This window comes from Pseudoxanthomonas sp. LjRoot127 (assembly GCF_964253495.1).
Classification (GTDB): domain Bacteria; phylum Pseudomonadota; class Gammaproteobacteria; order Xanthomonadales; family Xanthomonadaceae; genus Pseudoxanthomonas_A.
Genome location: NZ_CAXUQR020000001.1, coordinates 3,260,756 through 3,282,802, shown reverse-complemented (window position 1 = coordinate 3,282,802; position 22,047 = coordinate 3,260,756). Strand labels below are relative to the sequence as shown.

At 68.3% G+C, this 22,047-nt stretch carries 23 protein-coding genes; 6 read left to right on the top strand and 17 right to left on the bottom strand.

Annotation, left to right across the window (positions count from 1 at the left end; translation table 11 throughout):
• Positions 1–22 precede the first annotated feature (22 nt).
• On the top strand, positions 23–1,633 hold the full coding sequence (locus ACSQ19_RS15435; protein WP_435998175.1) for a carboxylesterase/lipase family protein: 1,611 nt from the start codon (positions 23–25) through the stop codon (positions 1,631–1,633).
• A gap of 60 nt (positions 1,634–1,693) precedes the next feature.
• Here the strand turns inward: ACSQ19_RS15435 and ACSQ19_RS15430 are convergent, their stop codons facing one another.
• From ACSQ19_RS15430 to ACSQ19_RS15415, 4 genes are all read right to left on the bottom strand, one after another.
• Positions 1,694–2,674 (bottom strand): LLM class flavin-dependent oxidoreductase, encoded by a 981-nt coding sequence (locus ACSQ19_RS15430; protein WP_435998173.1) that lies wholly within the window; start codon positions 2,672–2,674, stop codon positions 1,694–1,696.
• A gap of 85 nt (positions 2,675–2,759) precedes the next feature.
• Complete coding sequence (locus tag ACSQ19_RS15425; protein WP_435998171.1) at positions 2,760–3,431, bottom strand: glutathione S-transferase; 672 nt, start codon at positions 3,429–3,431, stop codon at positions 2,760–2,762.
• A gap of 131 nt (positions 3,432–3,562) precedes the next feature.
• Positions 3,563–5,122 (bottom strand): protein adenylyltransferase SelO, encoded by a 1,560-nt coding sequence (locus tag ACSQ19_RS15420; RefSeq protein ID WP_436001001.1) that lies wholly within the window; start codon positions 5,120–5,122, stop codon positions 3,563–3,565.
• Positions 5,123–5,127: 5 nt separating this feature from the next.
• The gene (locus ACSQ19_RS15415; protein ID WP_435998169.1) at positions 5,128–5,877 is read right to left on the bottom strand and encodes a sulfurtransferase; all 750 of its coding nucleotides are present in this window, start codon (positions 5,875–5,877) and stop codon (positions 5,128–5,130) included.
• An 86-nt stretch (positions 5,878–5,963) separates the two neighbouring features.
• Between ACSQ19_RS15415 and ACSQ19_RS15410 the strand changes: the two genes are divergently transcribed.
• Positions 5,964–6,326: an ArsR/SmtB family transcription factor gene (locus ACSQ19_RS15410; protein WP_299342313.1), complete on the top strand. Its 363-nt coding sequence runs from the start codon at positions 5,964–5,966 to the stop codon at positions 6,324–6,326.
• Positions 6,323–6,772, top strand: a complete 450-nt coding sequence (locus tag ACSQ19_RS15405) for an SRPBCC family protein (RefSeq protein WP_435998167.1) — start codon at positions 6,323–6,325, stop codon at positions 6,770–6,772. The genes ACSQ19_RS15410 and ACSQ19_RS15405 overlap by 4 nt, the downstream gene beginning before the upstream one ends.
• A gap of 40 nt (positions 6,773–6,812) precedes the next feature.
• Here ACSQ19_RS15405 and ACSQ19_RS15400 read toward each other — a convergent pair whose 3' ends face one another.
• Positions 6,813–7,175: a DUF6164 family protein gene (locus ACSQ19_RS15400; protein ID WP_435998165.1), complete on the bottom strand. Its 363-nt coding sequence runs from the start codon at positions 7,173–7,175 to the stop codon at positions 6,813–6,815.
• Between the two features lie 75 nt (positions 7,176–7,250).
• On the opposite strand from ACSQ19_RS15400, the gene ACSQ19_RS15395 reads away from it, so the two are divergent.
• Positions 7,251–7,685, top strand: a complete 435-nt coding sequence (locus ACSQ19_RS15395; protein WP_435998163.1) for an FKBP-type peptidyl-prolyl cis-trans isomerase — start codon at positions 7,251–7,253, stop codon at positions 7,683–7,685.
• Between the two features lie 178 nt (positions 7,686–7,863).
• Here ACSQ19_RS15395 and ACSQ19_RS15390 read toward each other — a convergent pair whose 3' ends face one another.
• A complete protein-coding gene (locus ACSQ19_RS15390; RefSeq protein WP_435998161.1) occupies positions 7,864–9,459 on the bottom strand; it encodes a serine hydrolase in 1,596 nt (531 codons plus the stop codon).
• A gap of 88 nt (positions 9,460–9,547) precedes the next feature.
• On the opposite strand from ACSQ19_RS15390, the gene ACSQ19_RS15385 reads away from it, so the two are divergent.
• Positions 9,548–10,810 carry a TIGR03862 family flavoprotein gene (locus ACSQ19_RS15385; protein WP_435998159.1) on the top strand — a complete coding sequence of 421 codons (1,263 nt, stop codon included), beginning with the start codon at positions 9,548–9,550 and terminating at the stop codon, positions 10,808–10,810.
• A gap of 175 nt (positions 10,811–10,985) precedes the next feature.
• Here ACSQ19_RS15385 and ACSQ19_RS15380 read toward each other — a convergent pair whose 3' ends face one another.
• The 3 genes from ACSQ19_RS15380 to ACSQ19_RS15370 are packed head-to-tail and all read right to left on the bottom strand — an operon-like array spanning position 10,986 to position 12,237.
• A complete protein-coding gene (locus ACSQ19_RS15380; protein WP_299342302.1) occupies positions 10,986–11,198 on the bottom strand; it encodes a hypothetical protein in 213 nt (70 codons plus the stop codon).
• 3 nt (positions 11,199–11,201) lie between these two features.
• Positions 11,202–11,546 (bottom strand): RidA family protein, encoded by a 345-nt coding sequence (locus tag ACSQ19_RS15375; RefSeq protein WP_435998157.1) that lies wholly within the window; start codon positions 11,544–11,546, stop codon positions 11,202–11,204.
• Positions 11,547–11,574: 28 nt separating this feature from the next.
• Complete coding sequence (locus ACSQ19_RS15370; protein WP_299342298.1) at positions 11,575–12,237, bottom strand: DUF998 domain-containing protein; 663 nt, start codon at positions 12,235–12,237, stop codon at positions 11,575–11,577.
• 176 nt (positions 12,238–12,413) lie between these two features.
• Between ACSQ19_RS15370 and ACSQ19_RS15365 the strand changes: the two genes are divergently transcribed.
• Positions 12,414–13,496, top strand: a complete 1,083-nt coding sequence (locus tag ACSQ19_RS15365; RefSeq protein WP_435998154.1) for a diguanylate cyclase — start codon at positions 12,414–12,416, stop codon at positions 13,494–13,496.
• A gap of 9 nt (positions 13,497–13,505) precedes the next feature.
• Here ACSQ19_RS15365 and ACSQ19_RS15360 read toward each other — a convergent pair whose 3' ends face one another.
• The 8 genes from ACSQ19_RS15360 to ACSQ19_RS15325 all read right to left on the bottom strand — a co-directional run bounded on the left by ACSQ19_RS15360 (position 13,506) and on the right by ACSQ19_RS15325 (position 22,025).
• Positions 13,506–15,314 (bottom strand): tetratricopeptide repeat-containing diguanylate cyclase, encoded by a 1,809-nt coding sequence (locus ACSQ19_RS15360; protein ID WP_435998152.1) that lies wholly within the window; start codon positions 15,312–15,314, stop codon positions 13,506–13,508.
• Positions 15,315–15,364: 50 nt separating this feature from the next.
• Positions 15,365–15,640 carry a hypothetical protein gene (locus tag ACSQ19_RS15355; protein WP_296278258.1) on the bottom strand — a complete coding sequence of 92 codons (276 nt, stop codon included), beginning with the start codon at positions 15,638–15,640 and terminating at the stop codon, positions 15,365–15,367.
• A 131-nt stretch (positions 15,641–15,771) separates the two neighbouring features.
• Complete coding sequence (locus tag ACSQ19_RS15350; RefSeq protein ID WP_435998150.1) at positions 15,772–16,575, bottom strand: SAM-dependent methyltransferase; 804 nt, start codon at positions 16,573–16,575, stop codon at positions 15,772–15,774.
• Positions 16,572–17,120 (bottom strand): GNAT family N-acetyltransferase, encoded by a 549-nt coding sequence (locus ACSQ19_RS15345; RefSeq protein ID WP_435998148.1) that lies wholly within the window; start codon positions 17,118–17,120, stop codon positions 16,572–16,574. The genes ACSQ19_RS15350 and ACSQ19_RS15345 overlap by 4 nt, the downstream gene beginning before the upstream one ends.
• Positions 17,121–17,196: 76 nt before the next feature.
• Complete coding sequence (gene trxC, locus ACSQ19_RS15340) at positions 17,197–17,637, bottom strand: thioredoxin TrxC (protein ID WP_296278261.1); 441 nt, start codon at positions 17,635–17,637, stop codon at positions 17,197–17,199.
• A gap of 32 nt (positions 17,638–17,669) precedes the next feature.
• Positions 17,670–19,022, bottom strand: a complete 1,353-nt coding sequence (locus ACSQ19_RS15335) for a M24 family metallopeptidase (protein WP_435998145.1) — start codon at positions 19,020–19,022, stop codon at positions 17,670–17,672.
• A gap of 124 nt (positions 19,023–19,146) precedes the next feature.
• Positions 19,147–19,740: an RNA 2',3'-cyclic phosphodiesterase gene (thpR, locus tag ACSQ19_RS15330; protein ID WP_435998143.1), complete on the bottom strand. Its 594-nt coding sequence runs from the start codon at positions 19,738–19,740 to the stop codon at positions 19,147–19,149.
• A 167-nt stretch (positions 19,741–19,907) separates the two neighbouring features.
• Positions 19,908–22,025 carry a M13 family metallopeptidase gene (locus tag ACSQ19_RS15325; protein WP_435998141.1) on the bottom strand — a complete coding sequence of 706 codons (2,118 nt, stop codon included), beginning with the start codon at positions 22,023–22,025 and terminating at the stop codon, positions 19,908–19,910.
• Positions 22,026–22,047: the final 22 nt, after the last annotated feature.

Genomic DNA, 22,047 nt, shown 5'->3' with positions numbered 1-22,047 from the left:
CCGGTGTCATCATAAGATTTCCATGGCGGCCTCCCCTCCTCCTTCCCGTCGGCAGTTCCTGGCGCAGGTCGCCGGCACGTCCGGGCTGGCCCTGCTGGCCTCGACGTTGCCCTTCGGCGCCAGCGCGCAGCGCCAACCCGTCGCCACGACACGCAGTGGCCGCGTTGCAGGGACCACCGACCGCGGCGTCCAGGTGTTCCGCGGCATTCCTTACGCCGGCGACACCAACCGCCAACGCTTCCAGCGCGCCCTGCGCGAGACCGGCTGGACGGGCGTGCGGGATGCCTCCCGCTTCGGCGCCTCGGCTCCGCAGCGCGGTGACGCCGACGGGCAACCGGTCAGCGAAGAGTGCCTGTTCCTGAACGTCTACACGCCGGCTCTGCGCGATGGCGGGAAGCGCCCGATACTGGTCTACATCCATGGCGGTGGCTACAACAACGGCTCAGGCTCGCATCCGCTCTACGACGGCGCGAACCTCTGCCGTCGTGGCGACGTCGTCGTCGTCACCATCAATCATCGGCTCAACGCGTTCGGCTACCTGTATCTGGGCGAAAGCGGCGACGAGCGCGTGCGGGAGTCGGGCAACGTCGGGCAGCTCGATCTGATCGACGCGCTGCGCTGGGTCCGCGAGCACGCACATGCATTCGGTGGCGATGCCGACAACGTCACCGTGTTCGGCCAGTCCGGCGGCGGCGCCAAGATCGCCACGCTGATGGCCATGCCGGAGGCCGATCGCCTGTTCCACAAGGCCATGACGATGAGCGGCCAGCAGGTCACCGCGGCCGGCCCGCGCGCCGCCGCGCAGCGCACGGCGCTGTTCATGGCCGAACTGGGCCTGGGCCCTCGCGATGTGGATCGCCTGCTGACGATGCCGATGGCACGCCTTCTGGACGCCACGCGGGTGCGCGACCCGTCGCGCGTGGAGGACACCGCGCTCTACTTCGGCCCTGTGCTGGATACGCACCAGCTTCCGCGGCATCCGTTCTACCCCGATGCGCCCGCGCAGTCCGCCGGCATCCCGATGGTCATCGGCAATACGCGCGACGAGACGCGCGCCTTCCTGGGCAACGATCCGGCGAACTTCAGCCTGACCTGGGAACAGCTCCCGCAGAAGCTCTGCGAGCAGCAGTTCGTGGATGTGTCACCGGACGTGGTGATCGCCGAATACCGGCGCCTGTATCCGGACTACACGCCGTCGGAGGTCTTCTTCGCGGCGACCACCGCCGGGCGCTCATGGCGCGGCGCCATCGTCGAGGCCGAAGCGCGCGCGCGACAGGGATCGCCGGCGTGGGTCTACCAACTCGACTGGCGTTCGCCGGCAGACGGTGGAAAGCTGCGCGCGTTCCACACGCTCGACATTCCGCTGGTGTTCGACAACATCGCGAAAGAAGGATCGAAGACAGGGACCGACGCCCGCGCCCGCGCCATGGCGGCGCGCATGAGCGATGCGTTGATCGCCCTCGCCCGCCACGGCGACCCGAACCATGCGGGCATCCCCGCATGGCGTCCATACACCCTGCCACAGCGGCAGACCATGGTGTTCGACGACGAATCGTCCCTGCAGGACGATCCGCGTGGCGGCGAGCGCAGGCTCTACGAGCGCGTGCCCTTCATCCAGCGGGGCACCATGTAGCGTGCGCTGCGGGCACGACTGCGATGGCCCTCATCGTTGCGGTCGTGCGCGTGGCGCACGCTACGACATGACGTCGGCGGCGATCTCAAACGAACGCAGGCGCTTGCCGTGGTCGAAGATGTTGGCGGTCAGCATCAGCTCATCCGGGCGATGCCGCTGGATGAAGTCGGCGATGCCCTTGCGCACGGTATCGCGGCTGCCGACGACCGCGCACGCCAGCGCCTGCGCGACGCCGGCCTTTTCGTGCGGCTCCCAGAAGGCCTCGATGTCGTCGATCGGCGGCGGCACCCGTCCCGCACGGCCGCGACGCAGGTTGACGAAGGCCTGCTGCTGGGTGGTGAACAGGTAGCGCGCTTCCTCGTCCGTCTCGGCGGCCACGACGTTCAGGGCGAGCATCGCGTGCGGCTTGGCCAGACGCTTCGAGGGACGGAAATCGCGGTGGTACAGCAAGAGCGCCTGGTCCATCGCGTCGGGCGCGAAATGCGATGCGAACGCATAGGGCAAGCCCAGCGCGGCCGCGAGTTGCGCGCCGAACAGGCTGGAACCGAGCAGCCACACGGGCACCTCGAGCCCCGCACCCGGCACGGCACGCACGGCCTGCCCGTCCTGTGCCGGCTCGAAGTAGCGCAGCACTTCCTGCACGTCCTGCGGGAACTGCTCGGCACTGTCGAAGTAGCGCCGCAAGGCGCGTGCGGTCGCCTGGTCGGTGCCCGGTGCGCGACCCAGGCCGAGGTCGATGCGGCCCGGATACAGCGACGCGAGCGTGCCGAACTGCTCGGCCACCTGCAGCGGTGAATGGTTCGGCAGCATGATGCCGCCGGAACCGACGCGGATCGTCGACGTCGCACCGGCGACGTGACCGATCAACACGGCGGTCGCGGCGCTGGCGATGCCCGGCATGTTGTGGTGCTCGGCCAGCCAGTAGCGGGTGTAGCCCCAGCGCTCGGCGTGCTGCGCCAGGTCGCGCATGTGGACGAACGCCAGCGTGGTGTCGCTGCCCTCGCAGACGGGGGCGAGATCGAGGAGCGAATACGGGGTCATGGAACGGCCTTGCGATGACGATGACATCGTCATGGGGATCCGCGGCGACGGATTCCACCGCCGCGTGCGGGATGCTGTATCCCGCTCAGCCCATCAGGTCGAACGGGCCGCCCTGGGCCAGAGCACGCTGGTAAGCGGGTCGCGAATGGATGCGCTGCTGGAAGCCGGCGAGGTTCGGGTAAGCATCGAGTCCGGCGCGCACGGCCGCCGCTTCCACCGGGAAACTCATCTGGATGTCGGCCGCACTGAACTGATCGCCCGCGAACCACGTGGCCTTGCCCAGTTCGGCGTTCATGTAATCCAGGTGCAGCTTCACCTGGGGCCCGACGAAGGTCCTCATCGCCTTGTCGGCGATGCCGCGTGCCACCGGCCGTGCGAAGAACGGCATGGGGGCTCTCTTCAGGCGCGAGAACACCAGGCTCAGCAGCATCGGCGGCATCGCCGAGCCTTCGGCATAGTGCAGCCAGTAGCGATAGCGCAGGTGCTCGGCGGTGCCGGGCGACGGCGCGAACCGGCGCGCGGCGTCGTAACGTTCCACCAGGTATTCGAGCACCGCACCGGACTCGGCCAGCACGTGCTCGCCATCCACGACCACCGGGGATTTGCCCAATGGATGCACCTTCTTCAATTCCGGTGGCGCCAGCATCGTCTTCGGGTCGCGCTGGTAGCGCACCACGGCGTAATCCAGGCCCAGTTCCTCGAGCAGCCAGAGCACGCGCTGGGAACGGGAGTTGTTGAGGTGGTGGACGGTGAGCATGCGCCAGCGCTCCGCGTGGGGTCCGCCATCCTACCTCGCGGCATATGCCGTTGTGGAAGCGACGTGAGTCGCGATGACGGAGCAGGGAAAGCGATCGCGACTCACGTCGCTCCCACACCTGTCATCACGCCCTATGAACTACACGACAGCATCGAACATCCCGCACGGTCGCGTGCCCAGTCCGGCCGGCGCTGCGCGAATCGCTCGCGGCCGGGCTGGTCGTCGTAGGGCCGGCGCATGACGGCCAGCAGATCGTGTACCCCGGACAGGTCGCCGCCTTCGGCCGCCTCGATCGCCTGCTGCGCCAGGTAATTCCGCAGCACGTAGCGGGGGTTGGCCAGGCGCATGCGCTCGCGGCGGGTAGCTGGATCGAGCGGATCATCGTCGAGCCGGCGCGCGTGCGCTGCCAGCCAATCGCGGAGCGCCGGCGCCACGCGTTCGCGCTTGCCGGCGTCGTAGAAGGCGTCGTCGAACGAGGCCAGCGAGACATCGCCCAGGTCCGCATCGATCAGTGCACGGAAGAACAGGGTCATGTCGACCTCGCCCTGCTGCAACAACGCCTGCAGGGCCTGCATATGCTCGAGATCGCCGTCGCGACATGCCGCCAGGCCCAGCTTGCGCGCTACGGTCTCGCGTTCCTCGGCCGCATGGGTGTCGGCAAAGGCCTGCAGACCGTCCTGCAACGCGTCCACGCCTTCGAACAGGGGCGAGAGTGCATGGGCGAACCGGGTGAGGTTCCAGCCCGCCACGCGCGGCTGCCAGCCGAAGCGGTAGCGACGGCCCTGCGCATCGGTGGTGTTCGGCGTCCAGTCCGGATCATAGTCATCGACCCAGCCGTAGGGGCCGTAGTCGATGGTCAGGCCAAGCACCGACATGTTGTCCGTGTTCATCACCCCATGGACGAATCCCACGCGCATCCAGTGCGCCACCATCACCGCCGTGCGTTCGCAGACCTCGGCGAACCACGCGGCATACAACGCCTCGCCTTCGCCCGACAGACGGGGAAAATCGCGGCGGAGGGTGAATTCCACGAGCGCGCGCAGGAGATCGGTTTCGCCGCGCGAGGACGGCAACTGGTAATGGCCGAAGCGCAGGAACGACGGCGCCACGCGGCAGGCGATCGCGCCGGGTTCCGCTTTCGGATGACCGTCGTAGAACATGTCGCGCACCACCTGTTCGCCGGTACCGACCAGGCTCAGGGCGCGTGTCGTCGGTACGCCGAGATGGTGCATGGCCTCGCTGCACAGGAACTCGCGGATGGACGAGCGGAGCACCGCGCGCCCGTCGGCGGTGCGCGAGTAGGGGGTGGGTCCTGCACCTTTCAGCTGCAGCTCCCAGCGTTCACCCCGCGCATTGACCACTTCGCCCAGGGTGATGGCGCGGCCGTCGCCGAGCTGGCCCGCCCACTGGCCGAACTGGTGGCCGCCGTAGTTGCCGGCGTAAGGCTGCATGCCCGGCAACAAGGCATTGCCGCCGAACACCTGCGCGAAGGCGTGGGACGCGACATCCGCCTCTTCCAGATCCAGCAGCGCCGCGACATCGGGCGAATGCGCCAGCAGCGTCGGCGCGGCAACGGGCGTGGGCTGGGCCGGCGACCACACCGCGCCTCGAACCTCGCGACGCCGGTATCCCTGTTCCGGGTCCCCCGGCAGCTCGCGGACGAAGCGATTGTCGAAGCGCAGCGCGTCCAGGCCGCTCATGCGGCGTCCGCAGGCGCGTCCATCTGCGGCGTCAGGTCTGGCCACAGCGCTACACGCTCGTCGAACACGAAGCAGGCACCCTCATAACCGAAACCGCCGACCTGCTCGAAGTAGCCGAGGATACCGTCGTCGAGCTGCAGGACGTTGTCCATGCCATCGGCCTGCATCCACAAGGCCGCCTTCTCGCAGCGGATGCCGCCGGTGCAGAAGCTGACGACGGTAGCGTCCTTCAGTGCATCGCGATGCGGCGCCAATGCGGCCGGAAGATCGGTGAACTTGTCGATCGGCAGCGTCAGCGCGCCGGCGAAGGTGCCGTGTTCGGTCTCCTGTGCGTTGCGCGTGTCCAGCATCACCACGCGGCGTCCCGTGTCGTCGTGGCCCTGCTCCAGCCAGCGCGCCAGCGTGCGCGGTTCGACGACCGGCGCGCGAGCGCTCTCCGGGGTCGTGCCGGGACGGCGGAAGCTGATGATTTCCGGCTTCACCTTGACCTTGAGGCGGGCGAAGGGAGCCCGGCGGCTGTAGCTGTACTTCACGCGCAGGCCGGCGAAGCGCGCGTCCTCGTGCAGCGGTGCGAGGAAAGCGGCGATGGCGTCGGCCTCGCCGGCCAGGAACAGGTTCAACCCTTCGCCCGCCACCAGGACCGACCCGCGCAGCGACAGCGTTTCGGCACGCATGCGCAGCGTGGCCGCGAATATCTCGGGCGCGTCGATGGGCGTGAAGTGATAGGCGGCGATGTTGGTGACCATGTCGCGATTTTACCGCCCGTCGGCCTTTCCCCTTTATTCAACCAGATGGTTGACAGTCGGTGATGGTCGAGCCAATACTCAACCATATGGTTGAACATGATGCCCAGCAACTCGATGCCGTCTTCCACGCCCTGGCGGATGGCACGCGCCGCCGGATGTTGCGCAGCCTGCGGGGGCAGGCCCGCAGCGTGGGCGAACTGGCGGCACCGTTCCGGATCTCGCTGGCGGCGGCGTCCAAGCACATCAAGGTCCTGGAGCGCGCCGGACTGGTCACGCGCCAGATCCGGGGCCGCACCCACCTGTGCCACCTGCAACCCCAGGCGCTGGCCGATGGCGAGGCGTGGTTGCGCGAGTACGCGCAGTTCTGGACCGCCCGCCTCGACGCGCTCGATACCGTCCTGCAAGCGGACACCCCACCTTCCGCCACGCCTACCCGGGAACAGCCATGACCCCTTCCGCCCCAGGCACGGTCGATGTCACCGTGCAACGCGCATTCACGGCCTCTGCCGAACGTGTTTTCGACGCGTGGCTGACGCCGCGCCTGCTGGGCCAGTGGATGATGGGTCCTGACATTCGCGAGGAGAAACTGCTGCGCCTGGACGTGGATGCGCGCGTTGGTGGTCGCTTCTCGATGCTGGTCGAGCGCGACGGCGAACGCATCGACCACGTCGGCGAGTATCTCGTCATCGATCGGCCGCACCGGCTGTCGTTCACCTGGACCATCGCCGGCGAGGCCGATCAGGACGGCAGCCGGGTCGATATCGTGCTCACGCCGACGCCCGTCGGCTGCGAGCTGCGCCTGACCCATACCCTTCCGCGCGCCTGGGCCGACTATGCCGACCGCACGCAGCAGGGCTGGAGCACGATGCTCGAGGCCCTGCAGCGGCTGTTCTGATCCTTGGTATTGAACTCAGACCGGGCAAGCCGCGCCGGCGTCAGAGCAGCAACCAGGGCAATGCCAGCGTCACCGCGACGATGAAGAGCATCGCGGCCAGGATGCCGACGACGTACAGCGGCCGATCGCGCAGCAGCCCGGCGATCGTCTCGGCGCGCCCTTCGCGCTCGGCGGTGGCGCGTTCGGACCGTGCGTGCTCGCGACGCTTCGCCTGATAGCCCGCCATCAGTGTCTTCGCGCGCACCAGCTGGTCCGCATCGTCGATCCACAGGCCGCCGGCGGAGATACCCCACGGGCTGGGCGGGGTTTCGTAGAAGTCGATCGCGTTGGCGCGCAGCAGTTGGCGCACGTCGTCGGCTTCGTCTACGGGCACGTTGCGCAGATTGAGGAACAGTTTGGCCATCGGGACAGTCTAGCGGGTCGACGTCGGGCGCACCGGCGTGCGGTACCCTGCACACCCCTCTCATCCGGACGACTCATGCGCTCCCTGCTGCTCGCCTTCTCGCTGACCCTGCTCGCTGCCTGTACGCCTGCCGGCCCGCCGCCTGGCGGCAGCGTGGCCGACCTGCAACGCATCGACACGCAGGCAGGCAGTGGCCCCATCGCCACCCGCGGCAGCGACGTCACCGTGCACTACACCGGCTGGTTGTACGACGAGACGGCGCCGCAGCAGCGCGGCATGAAGTTCGACAGCTCGGTCGACCGCGGCGAGCCCTTCACCTTCCTGCTGGGCGCCGGCCAGGTCATCCGGGGCTGGGACGACGGGGTGGCCGGCATGAAAGTCGGCGGCAAGCGCACGCTGAAGATCCCGGGCGACCTCGCCTACGGCAGCAGCGGTGCCGGCGGCGTCATTCCGCCGAACGCTTCGCTGGTGTTCGACGTGGAACTGCTGGACGTGAAGCCACACGAGTGAGGGTGTGGGTCATGCAGGAGCGACGGCACTCGTGGGAGCGACGCAACTCGCGAGTTTCCGACAGGTGAGGAGGCGGACCTCTTCCGCAAAAAGGATGCCCGACGTCTGTCGACCGGCGCGCTGAGATGCATCCATCGCGACTTACGTCGCTCCCACCATCTGCCATCCCCGCCGTTCGCTACTCCACCGGCGCCAGCCGCAGGTCGTGGAAGTCGAAACTGAAATCGGTCAGCGGCGAGATCGCTTCCATCCGCGCCTCGCGGATGCCGCCGTCGGGTTTCAGCGAATACGTCAGGAAGGCGTCGGCGTTGAGCCAGCGTTCTCGCCAGCGCACCACGAAGGTGTCGTGCTGCCAGTGCTGCAGGTCGCCGACCAGTTCCGGCGTGCGGCTGAAGCGCAGCACCAGGCGCTCGCCTTCCTGGGCCACGATGACATCGCCATACCACGGGTCGCGCAGCGTGCCGGCGTACTTCGCAAGCGGCAGCGAGGGCTTCGACATGGCGTCGCGCGCGGCCTGCAGTTTCTGCCAGTGTTCGTCGGCGTTGCCCTTGGCCTGCGCCACCTGCGCCTGGTAGGCGGCCAGCCAGTCGGTGCCGCTGTCCGCAAGGTAGGCGTCCAGTACCTTCAGCGTCACGGCATTGAAGGCCGCACCCACCTCCTGGTTCGTCAGTACCACGACACCGAGCTTGCGCTCCGGCACCAGCGTCACGCGCGACACCATGCCCGGCCAGCCGCCGGTATGCCACACCAGCTTGCGGCCCTGGAAATCGGAGACCATCCAGCCTTCCCCGTAGCCCAAGAAATTCGGTCTGGCGGCCTTCAGTGCTTCCACCTTGGGTTCCGTGATCGGGATCGGCGTGACCAGCGACCACATCGCCTTCTGGCGCTCCGGCGTGAACAGCGCATGCTCGCGCCCGTGCGCATCCCGATAGGTGCCGCCGGCGAGCTGGGCGTTCATCCATTTCGCCATGTCGTTCACGCTGGCATAGATTCCGCCTGCGCCGGCGACATTGCGCCACGTCATCCGCGGCGCCGGCTGCAGCGTGGTGAAGTCGGCCATGGCGTGGCCGGTGGCGACATTGTCGCCCGGCTTCAGTGCATCGCTGTTGTAGCGCGTCTCGCGCATGCCCAGCGGCTGGAAGAAACGCGTGCGCAGGAACTGGGCGTAGGACTGGCCGCTGGCCTGCTCCACCACCAGCTGGGCCACACCGTAGAGGATGTTGTCGTAGGCATAGCGTTCGCGGAACCCGCCGCTCAACGGCACATCGCGCAGGCGCTCGGCCACTTCGCGGTTGCTGTAGGTGGTGGTGGGCCAGTACAGCAGGTCGCCCGCACCCAGTCCCAGCCCGCTGCGGTGAACCAGCAGGTCGCGGATGCGCATCTCGCGGGTGACATAAGGATCGGCCATGCGGAACCATGGCAGGTGGTCGATCACGCGGTCTTCCAGGGAGAGTTTGCCTTCGTCGGCCAGCATGGACAGCGAGGCCGAGGTGAACGCTTTCGTGTTCGAGGCGATGGCGAACATCGTGTGCGCGTCGACCTTGGCCGGTTTGCCGAGCTCGCGCTCGCCCCAGCCTTTCGCCAGCACCACCTCGCCGTCCTTCACCACCGCCACCGCGATGCCCGGTACATCGAACGCCTTGCGCACCGATTCGACGTAGGCATCGATATCCTGCAGCTCGGGCGGCGGCGATGGCGCCCCGGCGAGCGCCACCGGCGCGGCAAGGCAGAGCAGCAAGAGCGCGCGGCGCGCGACCGCAGGCGACATCGACATCGGCAGATCCCCTTCACGTGTTGCGCACGACGATACCGCAGGCCGTGCATCCGCCGGGAGTGCTGTCCGGGCACGGCATACTATGCGGATGCCTTCACCCCGTAGCGATGCCCCACCCCTCCCGCACACCGTCGCCGTCATCGGCGGCGGGCCGGCAGGCCTGATGGCCGCCGAAACGCTGCGCGCCGCGGGGCTGCAGGTCGACCTGTACGACGCGAAGGGCTCGGTGGGAAGGAAGTTCCTGATCGCCGGCAAGGGCGGCATGAACCTGACCCACTCGGATCCGTTCGAGGTGTTCGTCACGCGCTACGGCACGCGCACGCGTGAGGTCGCCGCATGGCTCCGCGACTTCGATGCAGATGCCTTGCGTACATGGGCGAGCGGATTGGGCGTGGAGACATTCGTCGGCACGTCAGGTCGCGTGTTCCCGTCCGATCTGAAAGCCGCACCCCTGCTGCGCGGCTGGGTGCGACGACTGCGCGAACAGGGCGTGCGGTTCCACGTACAACATCGCTGGCTGGGCTGGGACGATGCGGGCGCGCTTCGCTTCGCCGCTCCCGACGGCGAAGTCGCCATGCGCGCCGATGCTGCGTTGCTGGCCATGGGCGGCGGCAGCTGGCCGGAGCTGGGGTCCGATGGTGCCTGGGTGGCGCCGCTGAAAGACAAGGGCATCCACGTCGCGCCCTTGCAGCCATCGAACTGCGGCTTCGACATCGACTGGAGCGAACACCTGGCGACGCGCTTCGCCGGCGCGCCCCTCAAGCCCGTCGTCGCGCATTGGCATGACGCCGACGGCACGCCGCAGCAGCGCCAGGGCGAATGCGTCATCACCGCCACCGGCATCGAGGGCAGCCTGGTCTACGCGCTGTCGCCGATGCTGCGCGACGCCCTCGCACGCGACGGCGAGGCCACGCTGGTGCTGGACCTGCTGCCGGGGCGTGAGGAACGCGATCTTGTGCGCCGGCTGGCGAAGCCACGCGGTTCGCGCAGCCTGAGCGAGCACCTGCGTCGCGAAGCGGGCGTGAGTGGCGTGCGTGCGGCACTGCTGTACGAAGTGCTCGACAAGGCTGCGTTGTCCGATCCCGCGAAGATCGCCGCGACGCTGAAGCGTTTCCCCTTCCGCCTGCAGCGTCCCCGCCCGATCGCCGAGGCCATCAGCAGTGCCGGCGGCGTGGGGCTGGACGCGGTGGACGGGCGCCTGATGCTGAGCGACCTGCCCGGCGTGTTCGTGGCCGGCGAAATGCTCGATTGGGAAGCCCCCACGGGCGGCTACCTGCTGACGGCGTGCTTCGCCAGCGGTCGCCACGCCGCGCTGGGAGTGGTCGACTGGCTGGCGAACCGCAGCGCCTGAGTGGTCGTCCGCAGGGGCTGCGGCGCGCACCCGGGAAGTGCGTGCCGCAGCGGCTGCGGAACGTGGGGCGCACGATACGCGATGGATTGTTGAGGCCCGGTTAGCGTTTCAAAGCAGTTTTATTACAGACATTTACGGCGCGATGTGCATGCTGGTCCTCACGCGGCTTCCACGTTCACTCTGCTTCGTCGCGCGCCGTTTCGCCGACGCCGGACACACGCCTGGCCTTGGCGGCCACGTGCATGTTGTCGATCAGGTTGGGATACCGGCGGCCCGCGGCTACGGCACGGGCGCGCGCCTCTTCCACCTGGGCCGGGCTCAGCGTCGAGGGGCCACCGCGTCGTATCGGTGCGGGACGCTGCCAAGGTGGCGGATTGCGCTTCGCCATCGGTCAGAGGGCCGCCGTCACCACGATCTCGATCAGCCATGCGGGACGCGCCAGGGTGGCCTGCACGGTCGCGCGCGGCGGCGCATTGCCTTCCGGCACCCATGCATCCCACACGCGGTTCATCGCTTCGAAATCCTGCAGGTCCTTGATGAAGATCTCGGCACGCAGGATCTTCGTCTTGTCCGTGCCTGCGCGGGCCAGCAATGCATCGATCTCGCCGAGTACCTGCTGGGTCTGTCCGGCGATCTCCTGTGTCGCGTCCTCGGCGACCTGCCCGGCCAGGTACACCACGCCATTGTGGATGGCCATCTCGGACAGCCGCGGGCCTACATCGAACCGCTGGATCATGGGGTTTCCTCCGTCGTGAGGCTGCAGCTTAGCGTCGCGAAGCGGCCCCCGCACCGGGCTGCATCCGCCAGAGCCACGAGCCCGCCAGCCACATCGCCGCGACGATCAGTGCGATCAGCAGCTTCTGTACCCACCCCTGCCCGGCCGGCGGCCACAGTGCGTGCAGCCAAAGCAGCGCATAGCAGGCGCTCGACCATGCAGCCGCCACCGGAAAATGGCGGCGCCAACGAGCGTCCAGCCGGAAACGCCACGCCTGCAGCAGCATCCCGGTGGTGACGCACAGGAACGCGGTGATCGCGCAGGTGTGATGGAACCAGGCGTGGAAGTCCGGCGCGACCTGCGGCAACCACGAATCGCCTATCGCCACGCCCGCCAGCGCGAAGGCGCCCGTGCTGAACAGCAGCAGCGGTGCCGCGCTGCGCGCCGTCGCCGACAACTGCGCATGCAGCGCCCACGCCAGCACCACGATGGCCACCGCCAGCGTGCAATAGAGGCTACGCAGCAGCAGTCCCCAGGGACCGAGCAGGTACTGGCTCAGCGTTGCGCGCTGCCAGTCCAGATCGCCACGCACCATCTGCAACGATCCCGCGACCAGGAGGAAGCCGAGGGCGGCGGCCATCGCGGCCATCGCAGCCAGGCGGACACGTCCCGCAGGAATGCGTGGGTCGAGGGTGGAGGCGAGACGGGACATCGGGGCATCGCAGTGAGCGTCGACGCCGGATTATCGTCCAGCCACTCAAGAATCCGCGGGCGCCGCCGCTCTACAGGCATGGCTCCGCAGCGTGCCCGCCATCACGCTTTGGCCTACACTCGACCTGTCCCCGCCACCGGGGCATGGTCGCCACGAGCAAGGGAACTCACGCGCCAATGCCGTCCACCACGCCGCCGCCGGGCACCGATCCGGCGCGCCATACCCAACGTCTGCCGCGCCGGATCCATCGCCTCCGCACGCTCGGCATGGGGCTGGCCGCGTTGCCGACGGGCATGGTACTGCTGGAGAACCAGGCGGGTCCGGGGGCATGGGCGTTCCTTCTGTTCACCACCGTCGTGTGGCCGCAGCTCGCCTTGTGGCTGGCGCTGCGCCATCCGGAGCCGTTCCGGGGCGAGATCCGCAACCTGCTGGTGGACTCGATCCTGGCCGGCATGTGGGTGCCGCTGATGGCCTTCAACCTGCTGCCCAGCGTCATGCTCGTCACGCTTACCACCGTCGACAAGATCAGCACCGGCATCGACCGCTTGTGGTACTGGTCGCTGCCGCTGATGGCAGCCGGCGCCGTGGCGGTGGGGGCGGCCACGGGCTTCGAGATGCAGCCGATGACGAGCATGGCGGTCATGGTCGCCTGCCTTCCCATGCTGATGATCCATTCCATCGCGGTCAGCCAGGCCAGCTACCACCTCGTGCGCAAGGTGAAGCGGCAGAACCGCCAGCTGGACGAACTGAGCCGGCGCGACACCCTGACTGCGCTGGACAGCCGCCGCTACTGGCAGGAACAGGCCGCATTGTTGCTGGACCAGTGCGCCGCGACCGGCGAGCCCGCCACCCTGCTGATGATCGACATCGATCATTTCAAGGCCATCAACGACCGCCACGGCCACGCCGCGGGCGATGACGTGTTGAGAGCGACGGCGGAGGTCATCCGCCACAGCATCCGCCAGCAGGATGCGGCGGGACGGCTCGGCGGGGACGAATTCGCGGTGCTGCTGAGGGGTACCGACGTGGCGGCCGCGGGCATCGTGGCGCAGCGCATCCGCGAGGGCGTGCAGGCGTTGAACGTGCAGAGCGCGCCCGGGCTGCAGCCCACGGTCAGCCTGGGCCTGGCCAAGGCGACGGCAACAGGATTGCGCACCTGGCTGGAGGCCGCCGACCGCGCGCTATACCAGGCCAAGAGCCGCGGCCGCAACCAGATGGCCGTCGACGATGGCCTGCAGGCGGCCGTCGACCTGCCCTGAGCGAAGCCCTCAGCTTCCCAGGTGTTCGGCGCGGTCGCGCTGGGGCAGTTCGAGCACATTGCTGGCGCGGACGTTGTCCTGCTCGCTGTCGTACACGCACACGCGGTTGCGCCCATTGTGCTTGGCGCGATACAGCTGCTTGTCCGCATGCGACAGCAGCTTGGCCAGGCTGTAGCCGGAGTGCTGGCTCGACGTCACCCCGAAGCTGCCGGTGATGGCGAAGACGTGGCCGGTCTCGCGAGTCTCGATCTGGGCGAGCCGCACGCGGCAGTCTTCCGCCACCCGCGCGGCGGCGCGCAGGTCGCAGCCATACATGAGGATCGCGAACTCTTCGCCCCCGAGACGGCCGAGCACATCGATGCGCCGACAGAAACCCTTGCTGGCCTCGGCCACTTCCTTCAGCGCCCAGTCGCCGGTGCCATGGCCGAAGCGGTCGTTGATGTTCTTGAAATGGTCCAGGTCGAACATGATCAGCGCCGCCTGCTCGCCATTGCGCGCGCACTCGGCCAGGGCGCGCTCGGCGCGCAGGGTGAAGTGGTGGCGATTGCAGATGCCGGTCAGCGCGTCCGTTTCCGCCATCTTCTTCAGCGACAGTTGCACCCGCTTGATCTTGAAAGCCCAGTAGCCGATCGACGCAATCAGCAGCACCAGCAGGATGACGATCAGCCGGGTGTTCTGCGCGGCCTGCTGGTCGACCTTGCGCTGCAGCTGCAGCACCTGGTTTTCCTGGTCGAGCATGCTGATCTGCTGCGTCTTCTGGAGAATCTGCTGGCGCACGATCTGGTAGGCCAGCTGGCGCGTCTTAACGTCGTTGAGGTACGCCTTGTCGGCATCGGCATACTGCCGGTAGCGCACGAGCGCGCCTGCCGAATCGCCCTGCCTTTCCGCGATCTCGTACAAGGTCTTGTACGCCACGACCAGCGGCAGCGAGGTCATGCCCGCACCACGCTCCACGGCTTCGTTCGCATGCGACTTGGCGGTGCGCATGTCGCCCAGCTTCAAATACATGCTGGCGAGCATCGCGTGGTATTCGCTGATGACCAGCGGATAGCCGGTCGCGGTGACAGCGGGCAGATAGCGTTCGAGGAGCTCGATCGCCTGGTCGACCTTTCCATCCTCGACCCATTTGCGGGCCAGGTAGGTGCGGGTAAGGCCGCCCAGGATCGGCTCCTTCTGCTCCTCGCACGTCTTGATGGTGCTGAAGATCGCCTCTTCCGAGGGTGACTTCTTCAACCCCAGCGCGGCCTCGGCCACCAGGTTGCCGGCCGCGCACCTGTTGCGCCCATCCGGTGCATCCGACAGCACCTGCTGCGCATACTGCTCACCGAGGGTGTACTCGCCGACCTGGTTGTACAGCAGCCCGGCGACGAGCAGCCCGCGGTGACGTACATCCTTCTTCTCCACCTTGGTGGCCAGCGGCAGGATGTCGTTGAGCGTGGTCAGCCCCTGCTCGAACTTGCGGGTCAACGCATAGGTATTGACCAGCAGCGATCCGGTCCAGAACAGCATCTCCGGGTCCTGCGTCTCCTGCTGGATCTGGCGGAGCTCCCGTATCGCGGGCTCCGACTTGCCCTTCATCAGGAATCCATGCGCCCTGAGCAGCCGCAGCTTGAGACGCTGCTCCGGGGTGGCTTCCTCGACGCGCTTTTCGAGCCGATCCAGCACCTCGTAGAAGCGGGCCGGCTGGGAGGTCTTGATCGTCTCCGCCTGCTCGATCAGCGCATCGATGCCCGGCGCCATCTGGGCCTGCGCCGGTGCGACGAACGCGCATGCCAGCGCACACGCCAGCCAATAGGTACGTCCTTTCCCGAGCATCATCCCTAGTCTCCCGACCGACTGCCGCCACCGGAGCCCGCTGGCCGCCGAGGTTACTCCTTTTCAGCCGGGTCCTCTTCCCCACCCGTCTGATCGTCCGCGTCTTCACGCGACTCGTCTTCCTTGCCCTCATCCGGGGCGAGGATCATGCAGAACATGGCCGGCCGGGCGTCCAGCAGCCGGGTCAGCGATGCGACGTCGCGATCGCGCAACGCGGCACGCTGGTCGGCCTCGACATCGAGGGCGGCGACGGCGGCCAGATAGTCGGACGTCGCCTGCGACGAAGCGGCAGCACCCATGGACTCCAGGAAGCGGATGGCATTGGACACGCGGATTTCCCCAAAACAATGATGGTTGAAGCGATTCTGCAGCGCCCGCGCCGTACGCGCAGGCCTGCCCCCTTGGCGTGACAATACTCACTTTCAGGCGGGCTTGCCACGCCCCGGGCGGTCCGGCGCCCTCAGCCGCCCAAGGCGCGCAGGCGCGCCAGGACCTGCTCGTTCCTCCGCAGCGGGACGGCAGGCGGAACCACCAGGGTGGTCGCGGCCGAAAGCGTCGCCGTGGGCAGCTGGTCCAGCGGCAGCCGGTCCATGCGGGGGCGCGAGATCGGCAGCGTGGCCGCCTCGTAGGCGATCACTTCATGGCCTGCCGGGTAATCGCCGAGCAACAGGTCCACCAGCACCTGCTTGGTACCGGCGTCGGTGGACAGCCGCCCGGTCGAGAGATCGCCCGCCACGCCGATCTGCCACAGGACCAGATACGCAGACGGGTCCACCCTGCGCTCGTAGAACATGAACTGGCTCGCTTCGAAATGCTGGCAACCCACTGCGCCCGGGTCGATGCCCAGGTCGGCGTAGAGGCAGTCTTCCGCCGACACCGCGGCTTCCATCACGGCCTCGAACCCCTCGGCGCGCGCCTGCTCCACCGCCCGGTGCGGGACCTGCGCGAACACGCCGGGGTGGCCATAGAAGGCACCGCATACACGTCGCCCCCGCCGCACCTCCGCCAGCATCGCCTCGACCATCTCGCGGTAGGTCTCGCGCCGCGGCTTGCCCTCCCGGTAGAGCGGCTGGAGGCTCCTGACATCTGCATTCATGCCCTGCACCCACAGTTCGACGATCGGGTCCGACATGGCACTGAAGACGACGTCTGCCTGTTCGATATGGCTCCGCGCACGCGGTGCCAGGTGCGCCCCCAGGGTCATGCCCACGCCCACGCACGCGAGCCGGCCCCGCCCCGCGTCTGCTTCCTCGAGTCCCGTCACTGCTTTGCCCCTGCCTGAGCGGCGAACCGCCGCATCCACTCATCCCGCGTCATTTCCCAACCCCGGAACGCCGATCCCCCTGGCACCTCCGCCATCGCGTGGAACCCCAGCCGTCGCATGACGCCCGCACCGGCGTCATTGTCGCGCGCGTGGCGACTGAACGTGCGCGGCCACGCGCCTTCTTCGAACAGGTGGCCGGACAGGAACGCGATGGTCTCCTGCGCCACCTTGCGGCCTTGCCAGGGCGCCAGGACCATGACGCCGATTTCGGCCGCACCGGAATGCGGGGACAATGCGAGCAGGCCGACGACTTCGCTGTCGTTCCCTCCGCATTCGATCACCCAGCAACACGCACGTCGAAGATCCGCGTGCGCATTGGACCGGAGGAAGGCGTCGAACGCGCGCCGCGCGTCCGATGCCGTCATCGGCTCGCCGACATGACGCATCAGCGCGTCGTCCGTGTAGATGGCGACATAGAGCGCTTCGTCCTGCGCGGCCAGCGGACGCAGGCGGAAACGCTCCGTCGCGAGTGTCGGCAGCGTCACGCCCTGGCTCCTCCAGCGTCCGGGCTGCTCGCACTGCGCCCAGCACGGCCATCGCGGGCGGGCATCGCCTGCGCCCTCACGCCCGTTGTCCCCGTGCCCAGCGCACGATCGCATCCGCCTGCATCGCCCCGCTTTGCCGCGCGATCTCGCGCCCGCCCTGCAGCATCACCAGTGTCGGAATGCTGCGGATGCCGAATCGGTTGCCCAGTCCGGGACTGGCTTCCGTGTCCACCTTGGCCAGGCGCATCGCCGGCTCCAGCGCCATCGCGGCACGCTCGAAATGCGGCGCCATCTGCAGGCACGGCCCACACCAGGGCGCCCAGAAATCGACCAGCAACGGCAGCGTGCTGCGCAGCGCATGGCGGTCGAAATCGGCCTCGCCCAGTGCCAGCGGCCGGCCAGTGAACAAGGCCTGGTGGCAGCGCCCGCAGCTGGGCGCCTCGGCGAGCCGCGCCGGCGGCACACGGTTCATCGCCGCGCAATGCGGGCAGGCGATCAGGTGGGCGTCGGCGCTCATGCGGGCATCCTATCGTCGGTGCGTACGGCGCGTCACCGCACAACGTGCCAGGCGACCTGGCGTCCAGCCAGGTAGGTCACCTTCGTTCCGTCGAACACAGCCATCTGCTCAAGCTTGATCTGCACGTTCTGCCCGCCCCACTCCGGCACATCCGCCTTCACGTTGCCCTCGATCGCGTAGACAGTGTCCGCATGCAGGGGCCAATCGCCTTGTCCCGGTGTCACGCCCTGGTTGTCCCACATGCCGATCGTCGGCCCCGGTGCGTGGCCCACGAACCCGACCGGATGCGAATAGGTGGACGCACGCAGCTGCTGCCGCGTCGCCTCGCGCTGCGTCGCCGCCAGGATCTCGTTGCCGGTGCGGCCAGCCACGAACTGCCCGGTCAGCACGTCCTGCCAGCGGTTGCCCCGGGCGAGCGCGGCACGCAGGCCGGCGGGCACGTCCGTTTCACCCGTACGGGCGACATAGGCCATTTCCTGGGTATCGGTGCACAGCTTGAGGTAGCACAGGCCCACGTCGGTATGCAGCACGTCGCCCGGCTGGATCACGCCCTCCTCGCCGCAGAACGGCGCGTCGTCGGTGCAGGCGGTACCGGCGCGCTGCAGGTTCACGTCCGGCATGAACCAAGGCGCCAGACCCAATGACTCGAAGCGCTGGCGGATGTACCACGCCACGTCGTCGGTGGTGGTGACGCCAGGCGTGATGACACGGCCCGAGAACGCTTCCGCGACCACGCCACGGGCGAGCGACACGATATGCGGATAGGCGGCGAGCTCACCCGGCGTGCGGGTCTCCATCCAGCGGACGACCAGCGTTTCCGCGGACACCAGCCGATCCCGCAGCGCGGCCGGCAACGCCGAGCGCAGGCGCTCGTGCAACGCATGCGTCAGTCCGTCGGCGACCGCCCATTCGTCCGACACGTCGATACCGATCCTGCGCGGATCGCGCGCCGTGATCAGGGCGCCGAGCGCATCCCATTGGGCCTTCAGGTCGCCTCCGGCCCACGCCGTCTCGTACGGCGCGCCAAACGGGTAGCGATTGATCGACAGGCGCTGCACGCTGCCGTCGGGCTGACGATGGAACACCAGCATCGTGGTGCGCCTCGCGGCGTGTGCGGGTTGCGGGACCAGCGTGAAGTACACCGGATCCTCGGCGTATTCGCGCGCGATCACCACCCACATGTCGAGATCGGCGTCCTTCATCAGCCGTGGCAGCAACGTGTCCAGCCGCTCGCGGAGCATGCGGTTCTCCGGATCGACCCGGTCGCGCGGCGCCAGTACCGCACCGACCTCGATCCCGTCCCGACCCTGCGTCGGCACCGGGGCCGCCTGGGATGCCGGCGCCATGCCGGCCAGCAACAGCAGCAAGGGAATGGCGACGCGCATGCGGGGACCTCGGGCGAAAGAGCCGTGACGCTAGCCGTCGTACCCCGATGGCGTCAACGCGGCGAAGCGCTCTTCGTGCATCCCTGCAGGACCGGCTCGCGGCCTGCAGGCGCGGATGCGGGACCTATTCCGCCAGCGACCACTCGCCCAGGCGCGTGTAATCCGCCTCGCCTTCGATGCTCTGCAACAGGTGCACCTCCTGCGGGTGCAGCACTACCGGCGGCACGTCCACCGGCGTGGTGCGGGGCGGCACATAGGCCAGCGTCAGGTGCGGCACGAAGCTGCGGCCGACATGCTGCTTGAAGCCTGCGCGCAGCAGCCGCTGCTGCAGGCTGCGCCAGAAAGCGACGACCGTCGGCGACGGGTGCAGGGCCGCCAGCGTCAGCGCCGGATGCTTCGGGTTGCCCAGGCACAGCAGGTGATCGAGGGTGATGCCGACCGGTTCCGGCTGCCAGTCGCGCATCGCCTCGTGCGCGGCGGCCACCATGTCGTTGCGCGGCCCATCGCTCTCGCCGAGGAAATGCAGCGTCAGATGGAAGCGTTCCGGCCGCACCCAGCGCGCCAGCGGAAACGCGGCCCCGAGGTCCTCGACGCGGTGCCGCAGCGCCTCGCGCTCACCGGCCGACGGAAGCAGCGCGAAGAACAGGCGATGCAGCCGCCCCGGCTGCGGGCCGCCGAACAGATCGCCTTGCTGGGAGGACGCGGGTGTGGCGGGCATGATGCGAACGGCATCGGACGACGACGATGGCCTGCATCATCGGTGCGCACGCAGCATGATGCAAGCCGGGCATACGCGTAGCTTGCGCATGCGCAAGACTGCTTTCCTGCGTCAACGGGATAAACACCTGCCGGACGCCGCCACTCGGACGGCGTCCCGATGCGATATCACCAGATCCGCACGCGATCCTGCGGAGCGATGTACAAGGGGTCGCCCTGCTTGATGCCGAACGCGTCGTACCAGGCGTCGATGTTGCGCAACGGTGCGAATGCGCGGATGTGGCCGGGGGAATGGGTACCGTTGACGAGTTGCTGGCGCAGCGCATCGTCGCGCCAAAGGGTGCGCCAGACCTGGCCCCAGCCCATGAAGAAGCGCTGGTCGCCGATGAAGCCATCGATCACCGGCGCCGGCTTGCCGGCCAGCGAGCGGTGGTACGCCTCCAGCGCGATCGTCAGGCCGCCCAGGTCGCCGATGTTCTCGCCCATCGCCACGCGGCCGTTGATGTGCATGCCGGGCAGCTGCGGGAACGCGTAGGCCTCGTACTGCGCGCCGAGCTTGGCCGCCTGCACTTCGAACTTGGCTGCGTCCTCGGCGGTCCACCAGTCGCGCAGCACGCCCGCGCCATCGGATTTCCTGCCCTGGTCGTCGAAACCATGGATGATCTCGTGGCCGATGACGCCGCCGATGCCGCCATAGTTCACCGCCGGATCGGCGTCGGGGTCGAAGAACGGCGGCTGCAGGATGGCGGCCGGGAACACGATCTCGTTCTTCACCGAGTTGTAGTACGCGTTCACCGTCTGCGGCGTCATGCCCCACTCGCCCTTGTCGACCGGCTGGCCGATGCGTGCGCGGCGGTACTCCCACTCGAATCGGCCGGCGCGCTGCGCGTTGCCGAACAGGTCGCCGTTCTTCACGACCAGCGCGCTGTAATCGCGGTACGTCTCAGGGTGGCCGATCTTCAGGCCGAAACCGGCGAGCTTGGCGTGCGCCTCCTTCTTGGTCGCCGGGCTCATCCACGCCAGCGCATCCAGGCGCGCGCCCATGGCCGCCTTCACGTTGGCGACCAGCGCGTCCATCTTGGCCTTGGCGTCCGGCGGGAAGTACAGCGCCACGTAGTCGCGACCGATCGCTTCGCCCATGGCCGACTCGGCGAACGACACGCCCCGCTTCCAGCGCTCGCGCTGCTGCGGTTGTCCCGACAGGAACTTGTCGCGGAACTCGTACTGCGCCACCGAGAAGTCCTTCGACAGCAGCGGCGCCGCGTTGTCGGTCGCGTGGAACGCCTGCCAGGCCTGCAGCGTGGCGACATCGGTCCCGGCGAAGATCGCGGCGATCTTCGGGATCGCGCTGTCCTGGCGGATCACCGCGCGGCCCGCGCCTTCGACGCCTGCCGCCCGGAAGAAGTCCGTCCAGGGGAAGCCGGGCGAGGTCGACGCGAACTCCGCCAGCGGACGCGGGTTGTAGGTCTTGTCGCGGTTGCGGCTCTCGGCGCGCGTCCAGTGCGCGTCGGCGATGCGCGTCTCCAGCGCCAGGATCGCCGTCGCGTTCTCCTGCGGCTTCTCCCAGCCGGCCAACTGCAGCATCTGCGCCATGTACGCCACGTAGCGCTCGCGCTGCGGCTTGAAGGTGTCGCGCAGGTACATTTCGCGATCGCCCAGGCCAAGGCCACCCTGGCTCAGGTAGAGCGCATACCGGTCCGGATTCTTCTGGTCGTCGCTGACGCTGAGGTTGAAGAAGCTGTCGTAGAAGCCGCCGCGTGTACCCATCAGGCGGGCCAGCGCGTTCCTGTCCCTGGCTGCGCGGATGTCGGCCAGGACCGGCTGCAGGGGCTTCGCCCCGAGCGCTTCGACCGTCGTCTCGTCCAGGAAGCCCCGGTACAGCGCCGCAATCTTGGCGGGGTCGCCCCCCGTCGCGGGATCGCCCAGCGCATAGCCTTCCACCAGCACCCGCAGGCGTGCTTCGGACAGGTCGCGCAGGATGGCGAACCCCCCGTAGCTGGAGCGGTCGGCGGGAATCTGCGTCGTGTCGGCCCAGGTGCCGGAGACATAACGGAAGAAGTCGGTGCCGGGCTTCGCCTGCCGGTCCATGCCCGCGGTGTCGATACCCCAGGTACCGAAGCGTTGGGCCGCAATGGTCGGAACGGTCGTACCCGCGGTATCGGGCTCGGCGAACAGCGACTGCAGCATGCAGCCCTCATCCAGGCAACTGCGGTCTTCGTGGGCCGCGAGCGGGGCGGCGGTGGCGAGGGCCAGCAGGGTGGCGGCGGACAGCAGGGTCTTCTTCAACGGGATCCTCCGGGACAGGGCG